The sequence below is a fragment of the Microcoleus sp. B7-D4 genome, from assembly GCF_036705125.1.
In the GTDB taxonomy this organism is placed as follows: Bacteria; Cyanobacteriota; Cyanobacteriia; order Cyanobacteriales; family Microcoleaceae; genus Microcoleus.
Genome location: NZ_JAUBTT010000103.1, coordinates 1 through 14,894, shown reverse-complemented (window position 1 = coordinate 14,894; position 14,894 = coordinate 1). Strand labels below are relative to the sequence as shown.

11 protein-coding genes are annotated in these 14,894 nt (G+C 46.7%); 6 read left to right on the top strand and 5 right to left on the bottom strand.

What is annotated here, in order from left to right; all coding sequences use genetic code 11:
* Positions 1-131: 131 nt before the first annotated feature.
* The 5 genes from QUB12_RS30715 to QUB12_RS30695 all read right to left on the bottom strand — a co-directional run bounded on the left by QUB12_RS30715 (position 132) and on the right by QUB12_RS30695 (position 3,669).
* Positions 132-527, bottom strand: a complete 396-nt coding sequence (locus QUB12_RS30715) for a phycobilisome linker polypeptide (RefSeq protein WP_333309935.1) — start codon at positions 525-527, stop codon at positions 132-134.
* Positions 528-531: 4 nt separating this feature from the next.
* Positions 532-1,401, bottom strand: coding sequence for a phycobilisome linker polypeptide (locus QUB12_RS30710; RefSeq protein ID WP_333107416.1), 870 nt, complete (start codon positions 1,399-1,401; stop codon positions 532-534).
* Between the two features lie 194 nt (positions 1,402-1,595).
* On the bottom strand, positions 1,596-2,411 hold the full coding sequence (locus QUB12_RS30705; protein WP_333146102.1) for a phycobilisome linker polypeptide: 816 nt from the start codon (positions 2,409-2,411) through the stop codon (positions 1,596-1,598).
* Between the two features lie 148 nt (positions 2,412-2,559).
* Positions 2,560-3,048 (bottom strand): phycocyanin subunit alpha, encoded by a 489-nt coding sequence (gene cpcA / locus QUB12_RS30700; protein ID WP_006631256.1) that lies wholly within the window; start codon positions 3,046-3,048, stop codon positions 2,560-2,562.
* 102 nt (positions 3,049-3,150) lie between these two features.
* Complete coding sequence (locus tag QUB12_RS30695) at positions 3,151-3,669, bottom strand: phycocyanin subunit beta (RefSeq protein ID WP_333146104.1); 519 nt, start codon at positions 3,667-3,669, stop codon at positions 3,151-3,153.
* A 1,285-nt stretch (positions 3,670-4,954) separates the two neighbouring features.
* Between QUB12_RS30695 and QUB12_RS30690 the strand changes: the two genes are divergently transcribed.
* From QUB12_RS30690 to QUB12_RS30665, 6 genes are all read left to right on the top strand, one after another.
* The gene (locus tag QUB12_RS30690; protein ID WP_333146106.1) at positions 4,955-7,780 is read left to right on the top strand and encodes a cation-translocating P-type ATPase; all 2,826 of its coding nucleotides are present in this window, start codon (positions 4,955-4,957) and stop codon (positions 7,778-7,780) included.
* A gap of 257 nt (positions 7,781-8,037) precedes the next feature.
* A complete protein-coding gene (locus QUB12_RS30685; RefSeq protein WP_333309932.1) occupies positions 8,038-9,291 on the top strand; it encodes a DNA replication/repair protein RecF in 1,254 nt (417 codons plus the stop codon).
* A gap of 585 nt (positions 9,292-9,876) precedes the next feature.
* Positions 9,877-10,275 (top strand): photosystem II protein Psb27, encoded by a 399-nt coding sequence (gene psb27 / locus QUB12_RS30680; RefSeq protein ID WP_333107406.1) that lies wholly within the window; start codon positions 9,877-9,879, stop codon positions 10,273-10,275.
* A gap of 359 nt (positions 10,276-10,634) precedes the next feature.
* Complete coding sequence (locus QUB12_RS30675; RefSeq protein ID WP_333309929.1) at positions 10,635-12,278, top strand: family 10 glycosylhydrolase; 1,644 nt, start codon at positions 10,635-10,637, stop codon at positions 12,276-12,278.
* A gap of 427 nt (positions 12,279-12,705) precedes the next feature.
* Complete coding sequence (locus QUB12_RS30670; protein WP_333309926.1) at positions 12,706-13,329, top strand: restriction endonuclease subunit R; 624 nt, start codon at positions 12,706-12,708, stop codon at positions 13,327-13,329.
* Between the two features lie 73 nt (positions 13,330-13,402).
* Positions 13,403-14,680 carry a bifunctional sterol desaturase/short chain dehydrogenase gene (locus QUB12_RS30665; RefSeq protein WP_333146116.1) on the top strand — a complete coding sequence of 426 codons (1,278 nt, stop codon included), beginning with the start codon at positions 13,403-13,405 and terminating at the stop codon, positions 14,678-14,680.
* The last annotated feature ends 214 nt before the right edge of the window (positions 14,681-14,894 follow it).

Below are 14,894 nucleotides of genomic sequence, written 5' to 3'. Positions count from 1 at the left end.
CAGACAAAACCCGCTTGCGCGGGTTGCATTAACTCTTAGTCCGCTTGGAGTGGACTTTGTTTGTCTAGGAGCGATTTTCATCGCCCCTTCTAGCTTGTGTCGGAGCGATTTTCATCGCCCCTTCAACCAAACTATTGGTGATCGTGCGATGATTCATGAGATGACTCATGGGATGATTCTGCACCCGCGTTTAAAGGATGAATGCTGACAATTTTCCCGCCCATGCGAGTAATCCGCTGCATTTCTTGATTCATCCGATTGTAAGGCACGTTGATAAATGTACTCGCGCTCGATCGAATCGAATAATCCACATTATCTGTTTCATCGCTTTGGCGCAAGCCGACAACTTCATACCGAAAGCAGCGACCAGCCGAAGCTGTATTGCCACTTTTTCCACCTACAATTTGACCCAACATAAGCTTCTTGGTAATTGGTAATTCTGACTGTTGACTGTTGACTGTTGACTGTTGACTGTTGACTGTTGACTGTTGACTAAAAGCTAGTAACTGCCAACTGCCAACTGCCAACTGACTAAATGGGAGTAATGCTGGCGATTTTCGCGCCCATGCGTTGAAATTTCTGCATTTGCGAGGACAACTCCTCAACAGGTACGATGAAAGCCTTGCTGCTGCGGCGCACGCTGGGATAGCCGCCCGTGCGAATGCCCGAAACTTCCACGCGCACCAGCCGTCCTTCTTTGCCGTAAGCCGCAGCGCCGCCGAAAGTGCTGCTGGGAGTTACGTTTCTGGCAGAAGGCCGATATGCCCAACCTTCGTTACCGCCAGAAGGCCCAACTACAGCCGTAGCGGTGTTAGTGCCGAGTTCGACAGCTAAGCGAGAGTTATTGCCTTCTAGTTGAGATGTATCGCTGTTTGCATAGCCGCGATACAACCGGAACATCCGGGTAAAACCGACGGTTTTTTGACCGCGCTGGGTGTTAAAGCCGCGGTAGTAAGGGACGATACTTTCGCCAAAGTTTTCTTGATACTCTACTGAATCGATGTAAGAATCAATATCAGCGTCGTAGCCTTGTGTTTGGTACAAATCTAAGTGCTCAACTACTTCAGATTCGTCGTAGGGAGCGCGACCGAGCAAGTGTTTGTAGTTTAGTTCGATCGTCCGAGTTTGGAAGCTGTTGTAGAAAAACTTGGTTTTGTACAGTTCTGACTTAGCTACAGCGCGTACAAATTCTCGTACCGTCAAACTGCCGTCCCGCAGCAAAGACTCGGAACTTGTAAGTCGTTCGGATTTCATTAAATAGTCGTTGCCCAGTACCTGACGGTAAACCGCACGAATCACAGTTTCAACGTCGTCTTTGCTATAGTTCGGGCGCAGTTCTACCTTCGGCGCATCGCTCAATGCGGATGTTCCTAGTCTGGACGCTGCTGTTGTAATCGCCACCAGATTTTCTCCTAAATTATTAATGACAAAAGTTTAATGCTTGGTTGCACTTGAAATTTTTAGGACTAAGGATAATATGCCTCAAAGTAGGGTGTACACTGCACACCTTACATATCCACATAAAATTGAAGAATTTTTTAGCCTTAGTCCTAATTTGCTAAAGACGTTTCAAAAAAAACGTCTATACACAAACTTTAAGCTGTGGTAATACTTACCACTTTGCCGCCACGTTTGTTGATTTGCTGCAAGCGGCTCGAAAGTTGCTCGTAAGGCACGAGATATTCCGTCGTAGTCCGGCGCACTTGAGGGGAAAACTTAGCCGAACCTTGCATTGCGGTGACTCGGTAGAGTTGGTCGCGAGAACCGCCGGAGATGCCGCCAAGGGCTTTTCCGGTGGAGGCCGTGTATATCGGCGAAGCCATATTTCTCGCTACTTCCCAAGTCAGGCGGGCTTGGGTTTGGTTTTGCGAGCGATCGCTAGAAGCAAAACCCCGGTACAGTTGAAACATCCGGTTAAAACCGACGGTTTTTTGACCTCTTTGAGTCGCGAAACCGCGATAGTAAGGCACTATACTTTCGCCAAAATTTTCTTCATACTCAACTGAGTCAATGTAAGAATTGATTTCAGCTTCGTAGCCTTCTGCATTGTACAAATCAACGTGGAAAGCAATTTCCGACTCGTCGTAAGGAGCGCGGCCCAACAAATGCTTGTAATTAAGCTCAATTAACCGCGTTTGCGAGTTCGGATAAAAAAACTTTTTCCGATAAGTTTCGGAATGTGCAATTGACCGCACAAAATCTTTCACTGAAATCTGCCCTTGCATCAGCAGAGATTCAGCACTGGTAAGTCGTTCGCTCGACATTAAATACTCGTTGCCGAAAACTTGGCTGTAAGCAGCGCGAATTACTGATTTCGCATCGTCTTGCGTCCAGTGTGGGCGCAGTTCTACCCGTCCCGCTTCTTCAAATGCTTTTATTCCCAACCGTTCTGCTGCACCTAATCCCGCCATCTTTGCTTCTCCCTTTTTTGCTTTAAAAACTGAAAACTGCTTAAAAAAGTATTTGCAAAACTAGGCTTAGATCGCAGATGCCCGGAATTCTAAACAACCGCTAACACTTAAGCTAACAGCAGCTTACAATTCCGGGCATCACGCAAATCTAGCTCAGAGCGTTGATTGCGTAGTCGATGTAGGAATTCGCTTCAGTTGCAGCGTCGCCACTCAGACCGTGGTTGCCTTTGATGTACTTGAGAGCTTCAACGTACCAGCTAGGAGACAATTCAAATGTCCGGTTGATTTCGTCAACACCTGCAATCAGGTACTCGTCCATCGGACCGGTGCCGCCTGCAACTAAGCAGTAGGTTACCATGCGGAGGTAGTAGCCGATGTCGCGAGAGCACTTGGCTTTACCGGTTGGGGTAGAAGCGTAGTTAGGGCCTTGCATTTGTTGTGTGTACGGGAATTTGTTGTACACAGCTTGAGCTGCACCGTCGATCAAGCGCTGAGAGTTGGCGGTCAAAGCCTTGGCTGCTTCCAAACCGGCTGCTGCTTGGCGGAAACGTCCGAAGGCGACTTGCAGTTCAGTGCTGCTCAGGAAACGGCCTTGAGAATCGGCTGCGGTTACTGCTTCAGTCAAAGGGGTTTTCATTGTTCTGGTTTCTCCCTAATGTTGTGTTGTTTTTGTACAAAAATGATTGTTTGCAAAAATGCGATGCTCGCTTCTTTACAAGAAAGGTTCGCTTGGCTATTTTTAGCCGACTGCACTGGCTGCGCGGTCGAAGTAGCTGCCGATTTCAGACATCAGCGAGCTGCAATCACCACGGGTAACGCCGTTGGGGTCGTTAGCGATCGCGATCGCTGCTTCTTTCATTTTTTGCACGCCGGCTGCAACTGAGCCACCGGGAACTCCCAGAGCTTGGTATGTTTCACGCAGACCGTTCAAGCAGCGGTCGTCCAAAACGCTGGCGTCGCCTGCAAATGTTGCATAGGTGACGTAGCGCAAAATGATTTCCATATCGCGCAAGCAAGCTGCCATGCGGCGGTTGGTGTACGCATTGCCACCAGGAGCGATCAGTTGAGGCTGTTCGGCGAACAGGGTGCGAGCTGCATTGGCTACGATGCTGGATGCGTTGCCGGTGATGCGGTTTACTGCATCAATCCGCTTGTTAGCGTCGGAAACCATGCTGCTGAGAGCATCTAGTTGACCCGGAGCTAGAAATTCGCCGCGAGCGTCTGATTGGGAAACCACTTTTGTAAATGCGTCAAACATGAAAGAACTCTCCTATTTGAGTTAATTGAGTTTGGTTGCGGTATAAAACCGTTAAGTTAAATTTGTTCAGGCTACGAGTGCCTGCAAGGGTTGAAATTTGATGCCAGCTAATCTGCTGGTCCCATCGATCTCTCCCTTTCCGCTACCTGCACTATTGTTACATTGCAACGGAGGTTTAAGAAACCTTAGAAAATTTTACACCTTTTATGAGATGCGACAAACCTTGTCAATCAGGGTTTTTGTTAACTTTGGCCTGTCGTTTCAACCCTCTGATAATCTTTATACAATGCTCGCCTGCGTTTGTTTATTACAAATTATTACAGAAACTTATCTCTCTAAGAAGGTAAATATTTGGGGTGCAATTGCGGGCAAATCTCCTTCCGAGGGTAGATGCGCGAGGGCATCCGTAAACGAAGAGTTTGCTTCGATCGCCCTGCTGTGGGGGTAGAACCCCCCCAAACCGTCCCGTGGGCAGATCGCCTTTGTTAGCTTTCTGTGGAAAAGCGGGATTGTTAAGAAGTGTTAAGTAAATTAAAGTTTTGGTAATAGAAGGCTGGGGGAATAGGGAAAAAAGCAAAAATTCTGCCCAATGTCAGGAGGCCTGCAAAATTCGGTGTGGGAAAAATCCCCAAGATTTTGAAGCCCCTCGCCAGAGCCTCAGCTTTTGCCGGAAATATCACCATTTGAAGACTAAACTCAGCCGTTGGGCATTGGGTAAAAGCCGAAGAAATTGCTAATTTTTAGTAGTAAGGTGGATAGGTGCTATCAGATACATTTAACCCGGTAAATCCAGGATTGCGCCTCGATATACTGTGTATGGCAGATCGGGCATCGCTTTTAGCGATCCCTAATAGGGAGGTATCTCTCAAAGCTTTCAACAAAATATTGAAAGCGCTATTCAATGCGTTACGCTTTTGGGGGCTGATCCGTTACGCTTACTACGAAACTTTTTCGCTTAGTCCGATGCTTCGGCGCTGGTTTTAAACGGTAGCCTATCCTATTACATACTGCCAATGTCTACCGCTATCTTCTAAGAGTTTACAAGAATTCGTTTACTATACGAAAACAGCCGTAGGTCTACAAACGGCGCGATCGAGCCACCAGACGCATTAAAGTTAAAAGCTTATTGCTTCCCCGGCATCGAACGGCCCCAAACCAGTCCCAAGTTAAACAGTTTTTTACTCAGAACTCAAAACTTAAAACTCTCTCACTGTAATCAGCCAGATGGATCGGCTGTAGCTGTCCGGCCACAACCACCTTTATGCCCCACGATCGATCGTAATTTATGTCTTCAAATTCTCCCTCTTCTTGGCACACCGTAGCAATTGACCAAACTCTCCAGCAGCTCAGCAGCAACAAAGACGCTGGCTTGAGCAGCAAACAGGTGTCAGAACGCTTGCAGCAATACGGCCCCAACGAACTCGAAGAAACAGGAGGCCGCAGTCCGTGGTCGATTTTTGTCGATCAGTTCACCAACATCATGTTGTTGATGCTGATGGGTGTGGCCGTGATTTCGGCTTTTTTGGACATCAGGTCAAATACTTTTCCCAAAGATGCGATCGCCATTTTTGCGATCGTCATACTCAACGGCATTCTCGGCTATTTCCAAGAGCAAAGTGCTGAAAAAGCCCTCGCAGCCCTCAAAAACCTGGCTTCCCCCCTAGTCAGAGTCGTGCGGGACGGCAAAACTTCGGAAATAGCCGCCAAGGAACTCGTACCCGGAGACGTGATGCTGTTAGAGGCTGGGGTAAAAATAGCAGCAGACGCACGCTTGATCGAAACATCAAATCTGCAAGTCAGAGAATCTGCTTTGACAGGAGAAGCCCTAGCAGTAACCAAGCAAGCAGAGCTAGAACTTCCAGAAGATGCTTCCTTGGGCGATCGACTCAACCTGATTTTTCAGGGCACAGAAGTTGTTCAGGGACGAGCAAAGGCGATCGTCACCAACACCGGAATGAAAACTGAACTGGGCAAAATTGCCACCATGCTTCAGTCAGTAGAAACCGAACCGACTCCCCTGCAACAGCGGATGAGCCAGTTGGGAAATGTTCTAGTCTCCGGAGCCCTAGCCTTAGTCGCAATAGTCGTCATCGGCGGCATGATTACCTTCCAAAACGGCGGCATCGGGTTCGATACCAGCAGGTTTGAAGAGTTGTTAGAAGTTTCTCTAAGCATGGCTGTGGCTGTGGTTCCCGAAGGACTCGCAGCAGTCGTGACAGTCACTCTGGCACTCGGAACTAGGCGGATGGTGAAGCGAAACGCCCTGATTCGCAAACTGCCTGCAGTAGAAACTTTGGGATCAGTTACTACCATTTGTTCTGACAAAACAGGTACTCTGACTCAAAATAAAATGGTAGTTCAGCTAGTCTCGACGGGCGACTGCACAGTCGCCGTAGCAGGCGACGGCTATGCCCCGATCGGAGATTTTACCGATCGCCTGACATCGGCCAAAATTAATAATTTAGAGGAATATCCAGAACTCGAATCTTTATTAATTGCCTGTGCAGTTTGCAACGACGCAGTATTGCAACAAGAACAGCAACAATGGCAGATTTTAGGCGACCCCACAGAAGGAGCTCTGCTGTGTGTAGCCGGAAAAGCAGGCATTTATAAGGAAAAACAGTCTCAATTGCTGCCACGGACGGCGGAATTTCCTTTTTCTTCCGAACGCAAGCGGATGAGCGTGATTTGCGAAGTGCCAGGCCGATCGGGACATTCGGGATTTCCAGCAGTTGAAGGACAGCAGCCGAATTATTTGATGCTGACCAAAGGTTCTCCAGAGTTGACTTTGGAGCGCTGCAAAGGCATTATAGTCGGCGATCGAGTACAACCTTTAACCCAGGAAATGCGCGATCGCATCCTCGTCGAAAACAACAACATGGCAAGCGGTGGTTTGCGAGTCCTCGGGTTTGCGTACAAACTCTGGGAAAACTTGCCGCCCGAAGGTTCTGAGGAAACCAGCGAACAAGACATGATTTGGCTGGGACTCGTCAGTATGCTGGATGCCCCGCGCCCGGAAGTGCGGGAAGCAGTGGTGAAGTGCCGCGATGCTGGCATTCGGGTGGTGATGATTACAGGAGACCACCAGTTGACAGCCAAAGCCATCGCCTACGATTTAGGTATTGCAACAGAGGGCGATCGAGTTCTCACCGGTCAAGAATTAGAAAAGCTCAGCCAAGAAGAACTCAAACAGCAAGTCGAACAGGTTAGCGTTTACGCCCGCGTCTCCCCCGAACACAAATTGCGGATTGTCCAAGCTTTGCAAAGTTGGGGCAAATTTGTCGCCATGACCGGCGACGGCGTTAACGACGCCCCAGCCTTGAAACAAGCCGATATCGGCATCGCAATGGGGATTACCGGCACCGATGTCAGCAAAGAAGCTAGCGATATGGTGCTCCTCGACGACAACTTCGCAACTATTGTCGCCGCCGCTGAAGAAGGGCGAGTGGTTTATAGCAATATTCGCCGCTTTATTAAATACATTTTGGGCAGCAACATCGGCGAAGTTTTGACAATTGCGGCCGCACCTTTAATGGGTTTGGGAGGAGTGCCGCTGACGCCTCTGCAAATTTTGTGGATGAACTTAGTAACAGACGGCGTTCCCGCTTTGGCTTTGGCCGTGGAACCGGGGGAACCGAACGTGATGAAAAGGCCTCCTTTCAGTCCGCGAGAAAGTATTTTTGCGCGGGGTTTGGGTTCTTACATGATTCGGGTCGGGATTATTTTTGCAATTTTGACGATCGCGATGATGTCCTGGGCTTACGGATATACCACCAACCCTAACCATGTTGGAGATCCCGAAGCTTGGAAAACAATGGTGTTTACAACTCTTTGTTTGGCGCAAATGGGTCACGCGATCGCAATTCGGTCTAACACTCAGCTAACTATCGAGTTAAATCCCTTCACTAATGTTTTTGTGTGGGGGGCTGTAATTGTGACTACTATGCTGCAATTAATGCTGATTTACGTTCCGCCACTGAGAGCCTTTTTCGGCACTCATTATTTAACGGGGTTTGAGTTGCTAGTTTGCTTCGGTTTCAGCGCCCTGATGTTTGTCTGGATTGAAATGGAAAAACTGTTTGTGCGCTTTTACAACAAATCTAGGAAATAGTGTTAACGGCTGACGGATAGTGAGCGATGTTTCATTATTCGTTAGATGGGTCTCATTCCGCGCTCTTCTCAACATCCGCAAGATATCCCGCAGGGGTTTTTAACCCCTGCCTCAAAGCAAAAGTCCTCGCTATGAGGACTGAAAAAACTATGTTTTAAAAATACAAAGAAAAATAAAGATTTTTCTGGCAGGGTGATTATCAATAACCCACGTCAACAGTCAGCAGTCAACAGTCAACAGTCAACAGTCATTATATTATGTATTTAAAAACGCTGCACCTACGGCAGTTTCGGAACTACTTCGATCAAAAGGTAGCCTTTGACGCTCCCAAAACCATTTTAGTAGGAAATAACGCTCAAGGAAAATCTAACTTGTTAGAAGCGGTAGAGTTGCTTTCCACATTAAAAAGCCACAGGGTAGGGCGCGATCGCGATTTAATACTCGACTCAAAGCCGATCGGGCAAATTGATGCTACACTCGAACGTCAAACCGGAGCGATCGACTTAGCTTTAACTCTTCGCTCTGGGGCGCGTCGGACACTGAAGCTCAATGGTGAACCGCTGCGTCGCCATTTAGACTTTTTGAGCGTCTTAAATGTAGTGCAATTTTCTTGTTTGGATTTGGACTTAGTGCGTGGCGGGCCCGAAGGAAGGCGCAATTGGATCGATCGCCTAGTCATCCAATTAGAACCGATTTACGCTCACATTTTGCAGCAGTACAACCAAATTTTGCGCCAGAGAAACGCTCTGTTGAAACGTTCTAAAGAAATCAGGAAAGCGGAATTTTCCGACAGTTTTGACAAAATGCGATTTATCGGATCTGAAACTCCCGAAGACCAAAATATCGCAGAATTCCCAATGCCCAATGCCCCATTCCCAATTCCCCATTCCCAATTCCCAATTCCCAGTTCGGAATTAGCTTTGTGGGACGCGCAGTTGGCGACAGCGGGCGCTCGCGTCATCCGCAGGCGCGATCGAATTTTGGAGCGTTTGATGCCTTTAGCTCGAAATTGGCACCGTTCAATTAGCGGTTCAGCAGAAGTTTTGGATGTGAAATACGATGCTAATATTGAAGTAAGTTCAGAATTTATCGCTAAAGATAATCTCGAAGGAGTGCGGCAAGCATTTTTAGAGAAAATTCAAAAAAGGGCGATCGCAGAACAGTTTCAAGGAACCACTTTAGTCGGCCCCCACCGCGACGATATTACATTTACAATTAACAATACCCCAGCTCGTCAATACGCATCCCAAGGTCAGCAGCGAACTCTGGTATTAGCATTAAAATTAGCCGAATTGCAGCTTATTGAAGAAGTCGTCGGCGAAGCGCCTTTACTCTTGCTCGACGACGTACTTGCAGAACTCGATCTGAGCCGCCAAAATCAACTTTTAGAAACAATTCAAGAACGATTTCAAACTCTGATTACTACAACTCACCTAGGCGCTTTTGATGCTCAGTGGCTGCGACAAACCCAAATTCTCTCCGTCGTTGCTGGACAAATCAATCGATTTTAGATTTTAGATTTTAGATTTTAGATTGACAAATTTTCTGTTTCATGGTATGAGAACAAAAAAATGTAGAAAGTGGCATTATTAGGTCAATTCGAGATAGGATAAAGGTTAATTTTGATTGCCGCTTTCGCTTCCATTTTTCTAAACCTTGTCAACGACCCAGGTCTAAAGACACTGGGCTTCTAGCCTAAGACTTAAACCACAGTTGACCAGACTAAGTACCTCGCGTACTACGTTAACGGTAAGAGTTTAAAGACCTACCAAGGGATGCGAAGCTAGTTCCTTGCTCTAGAAATTTAGGATTAAACAGACTTATTGGGTTAAATCAGTGTCCTAGATATAGTACCGGCCGTTAACTTTGTCGAAGCTAACATTACCCCGAAAGGGAGGCTCATAAAAGAGCGAACATTATGCGTACAGGGTTGCGAAGTTTGAGATGGTAATTGTCCCATCGAAAGTACACTACAAAAGTACACCGAATCTAGCAATCCCAAGGCGGTAATGGAAAGATTCACGCCGGTTTCAACCGCCGAGTCGTTTCCCTCTCAGCACTCTTCGTGACTGAGTTTCCCACTTACCGAATTTTTTATGAAGCATTACATTTCCCGTCTGTTAGCCCTGGTATTAGTTGTTGTCATCGGCGTAGCGGGCTGTACCAATGTTCCCGCCACTCTGAGTGGAGATTATGGTCAAGACACATTAGCATTAGTTAAGAGCTTGAGAACAGCGCTCACTTTGCCAGAGGGCACGCCGGAAAAAGCAGCCGCTCAAGCCAAGGCTCGCACAAGTATCAACGATTTTTTTGCTGAATATCGCCGCGATCCCGCTCTTACCAAGCTCGCCTCTTTCACGACAATGCGGACGGCATTAAACTCTTTGGCAGGACATTACAGTTCCTATCCAAACCGTCCGGTTCCTGAAAAATTGAAAAAGCGTCTTGAGTCAGAATTTCAGCAGATTGAAGCTGCTCTTAACAGAGGAGCTTAATCTCAAAATTTAGGATCGAGGATAAATTTTAATAATTCATCTTTCATCCTTGATATTTGAGTGTTAACAATTTTTAGTAGAAATATCAACTGCTTTTAGCGCCCACTGTATCCAGGCGCTTTTTTATGCAGCATTTAGTGAAAAAATACTGCAAAACCGTTTAATCGCGGAGTCTTGTCTTACCCGATCGCCCTTATGGAATTTAAATAGCCGCCAGATAGAATTTGCATTGTGCGATCGACTTGTGCCATAACTAGGTCAACCGAAAAAAGTAGAAAATTTGTAGCTGCTTGTTGAGCGCGATCGGCAAAATGCGATCGTCACCCAATTTAAACCAGAAAACCCCATCCAACTCTCCCATGAAAATTGCACCAACTCGCATCGCGAATTTGCAACACCAGCGACGCTTTTTAAGTGCGGTAACTGCTGTTTTAACCAGTAGCTTCATCAGCCAGCTTGTTTGGCCGTTTATCGGAAATCAACCAGCTTTTGCCCAAACATCAGCCTATTGCCAATTATCCCCAGAACAAGTCAATCAAAAAGAAGACTTGCGCCGCGCCGCGCTGTCGGGAAAACGGGAATCTCAGCAAGCATATTTTGCTGTTTTGAACAAACACGCGCGGGAAATAGCAGAATGCCGCCAAAAAACTTGGCCCGAAACCCAAGCAATTTGGCTGCGTTTGTATCCCTGCGATGTCAGACCCGGAGAACTCGATCGAGTATTAGACAAAGTTGTGAATAAAGGCTACAACCAAGTCTATATAGAAACATTTTACGATGGTCAAGTGCTGCTCCCAGTTGCAGACAATCCAACGGCTTGGCCTTCTGTTGTGAGAAATCGCGGTTACGAGAAATACGATTTGTTAGAAAAGGCGATCGCCAAAGGCAAACAGCGAGGTTTAAAAGTATACGCCTGGTTATTTACCATGAACTTTGGCTATAGCTATTCTCAGCGTCCAGACAGACAGCAAACCCTCGCTATCAACGGTAAAAATCAGACAAGTTTAACAGTAAGCGAAGAGGCAGCAATTAACGAGGACTTCGGAGAAGTTCCGGGCAATCAAGCCTTTATCGATCCGTACAACCCACAAGCACGGCAAGACTATACTTTGTTAGTAAATCAAATAGTCAAGCGCAAGCCGCAAGGAATGTTATTCGACTACATTCGCTATCTAAGGGGCATCGGGCCCGCTTCAGTTGCTACCAAAGTTCAAGACTTGTGGATTTACGGCCCAGCATCGCAGCAAGTTCTTTTGCAGCGGGCTAGCAATCAGCAAGGGCGAGATTTAATTCAGCGATATTTGACTAAGGGATTTATCAATCCTAATGACGTTCAAGCAGTAGTCAAACAGTATCCAACTGAGCGAGAACCTCTTTGGCAGGGTCGAGTTCCGCAGGCGATGTCAGTAGCAACTACAGCTTCTAGAAGGCCGAATGCCGCATCAAGATCGGCCTCAACAACTCCCGCCACTAACAAGCCAAACCCTGCAACTCCGACACCAAAACCGACACCGCCGCTTCCCGATACCGGCACTCTGCAAAAAGACCTGTGGAAACTGAGCGTTGCTCACGCAGTACAAGGGATTTTAGATTTTTTGGGGATAGCAATTCAACCCGCTCAAAGGATGGGAATTCCTGTAGGAGCAGTGTTTTTTCCCACTGCAAATCAAGCGATAAATCAAGGGGGATATGATTCGAGGTTGCAGCCTTGGGACACATTTCCGGCTGCAATGGAATTCCACGCCATGTCTTACGGAAATTGCGGGGATGTAAGCTGCATTGTGCCACAGGTGCAGCGGACAGTGAGTTTAGCGCCTCCGGGAGCAAAAATTATTCCTGCCATTGCTGGAGATTGGGGAAAACCTCTTAAAAATCGGCCGTCTTTGGAGATTCAAATGCAGGCAATTCGCGCCGCGACGCCGCAAATTAATGCGGTGAGTCATTTTGCTTTTGGGTGGCAAGAACCGGAGGATGAAAGAGCGCGGCAAACTTGCAGATTGTAGATACATTTCTGGACGCACAGGGTGTCATCATCTAGTTTTATGGTTGCGGAGCCTAAAAGCGTAGATTTTGGATCAATAAACCGGGTTTTTCTATCGGAATCGGCGGCGAACCACGATTGATTTGCCTAAAAAAAACCCGGTTTTTGCCTCAGTATTGATTGAGTGCGATCGACCTTTGGCAAAAAAAATTAATTTACCAAATTTTCGACCTAGCTGAACAATCAGGCATAATGAGATTGTTCAAAAATTGCTGGAAATGCAAGCGGGACAAAAACAGCCAATTGCCGATCGCAAATCCCAATGAACAGACATCTGGGCCAAATTAACTTACTCAGAATTTCATCTGCGTTCATTTGCGTTCATCTGCGGTTAAAAATCCAAATTCTGCTAAAGTTATTAATAACCATAAAACCCTTTATTAATCATAATGCAAAAACTACAAGCAAGAGATGTCAACCTCCGCTATCTAATCGATAACTTCGGTTTACAGCGAGTTCGTAACAGCGAATTTTTCCGAGAATGGCAAGAAAACTTACCCGAAGTAACAGACTCAGAAAAACAATTGCTCGATCGCGTTCAAGACATATACTTCAACTTGGTAGATAACCCGCCTGTATGGGAAAATGCAGTCAAGCTAACAATTATCAGCCCCATTTTATTTATTGCCGGTCTTTATGAGTCTCCTTTTCAAGTCAAAGCCGAAAAGTCCATAGCCATTCAAGAAGAAGACGAAGGCAGAATAATCGAAGGCAGAATAGATATCCTAATTATGAAAGCAAACTTGTGGGTGACAGTAATTGAATCCAAACAACTTTCGTTTTCAACAGACGAAGCACTCGCACAACTCCTGACATATATGCTGGCAGATCCGAACCCAGAAAATCCTACTTTTGGGATGATTACCACAGGTGCTAACTTCAATTTTGTCAAGTTAGTTAGAGGCGAAACTCCCCAGTATGCGCGATCGGCTGAATTTGTTATTTCCAATCCCGGCAATGAATTGTACCGGGTTTTGCAGATTTTAAAACGCCTGAGTCAACTTCCAGACTAGCAATAAAAGCCATTTTGAGTTATCTTTCAAAGCAGACAATATCTAATATCTCAAATTTCAAACTGGTGCGAGCATGGTAAATTACTGGATAGTCGGCGCTGTGGCAATAGCTTCTGTCTGCTGGGCAGAAATAATACGAGACTTTTATCACGTCGTGTCCCATTATTGGGCACCCCTGCAAAAGCTGCACACTTGGCATCACCGCGTTTTCCGCCCTAATTTGACCCCCGTCAGCGAGACAATTTACAAGCAAGCACACTGGCGTCACGACGTGCCCGAAGGTGCGGCGATGATGGTTTTAGGCTTGTTGCTGTGGGTTGTAGCTTATTTTGGGCTACCGGAATATCACTGGGGTGCAGCCGCCGGTTGTATTTATACTTTAGGCTTTTTGTTGAGCGCGATCGCCCGCGGGTGCGGCATCAAAGGCGCAGACGAATTAACCGACATCACCCACCAACCGGGAGACTTCCTTACTCCCCCTGGCAAGTGGTTAGTTAATAAACCTTATCACTGGCGGCATCACTTCGACAATCAAAATGCTTACTATTGCGGTACTTTCACCTTAATAGATAAACTTATGGGTACAGCACTTTCTCTCAAAGGCAAAACTGTAGCCGTCACCGGTGCATCGGGAACTTTAGGTCGTTCGCTTCTCAAACACCTGCACAAAGCTGGTGCAAAAGTGATCGCCCTCTCCTCTGGAAATGAGGAAGTTACTTTGAATTTAGACGGCGAAAGTTTACCTATAAAAACCGTAACTTGGCAAGCTGGCCAAGAGGCAGACTTAGCCCTATTTTTAGAAAAAATCGATATTCTCGTCATTAATCACGGGATTAATGTACACGGAGAAAGAACAGGAGAGGCGATCGCAAACTCATACGAAATTAACACTTTTTCCGCGTGGCGGCTGATGGAACTCTTTTTCTTAACAGTCCGCACTAACGAAAACATCGCTTGCAAAGAAGTCTGGATCAACACTTCCGAAGCAGAAGTAATTCCCGCTGTCAGTCCCCTGTACGAACTTAGCAAACGCGCCCTGGGAGATTTAGTCACCCTGCGGCGGCTAGACGCACCCTGCATCGTTCGCAAACTGATTTTAGGGCCGTTTAAAAGCAACTTAAACCCGATCGGCATCATGTCTCCCGACTGGGTAGCGCAGCAAGTTGTCAAACAAGCTAAAGCTGATGCCCGCAATATCATCGTGACAATTAATCCTTTGACTTTTATCATTTTTCCAGTCAAAGAGTTTTTTGTTTCCCTCTACTTCCAAATTTTCAGCCGGAAAGCGATTTCAGAGATTAAAGCAGTGGCGACATCGGAAAAATCTAGCGTTGAATCTAAGATTAATTAATCAACCAAAACCGGGTTTCCGCAGGGGCGGCGGCTGTGACTGTCCGCCCTGCTGCTAAATTCCACAAAACTAAAGCGTTTCTCGCATCGTCACGACTAAGGATCGCGAATTAAATAACTTACACTTTTAATTGTTATTGTGGGATGGGCGTCCCGCCCGTCCTTTTTGGACGGGCGGGACGCCCATCCCACAAACTTGTGGAAGTTATTTAATT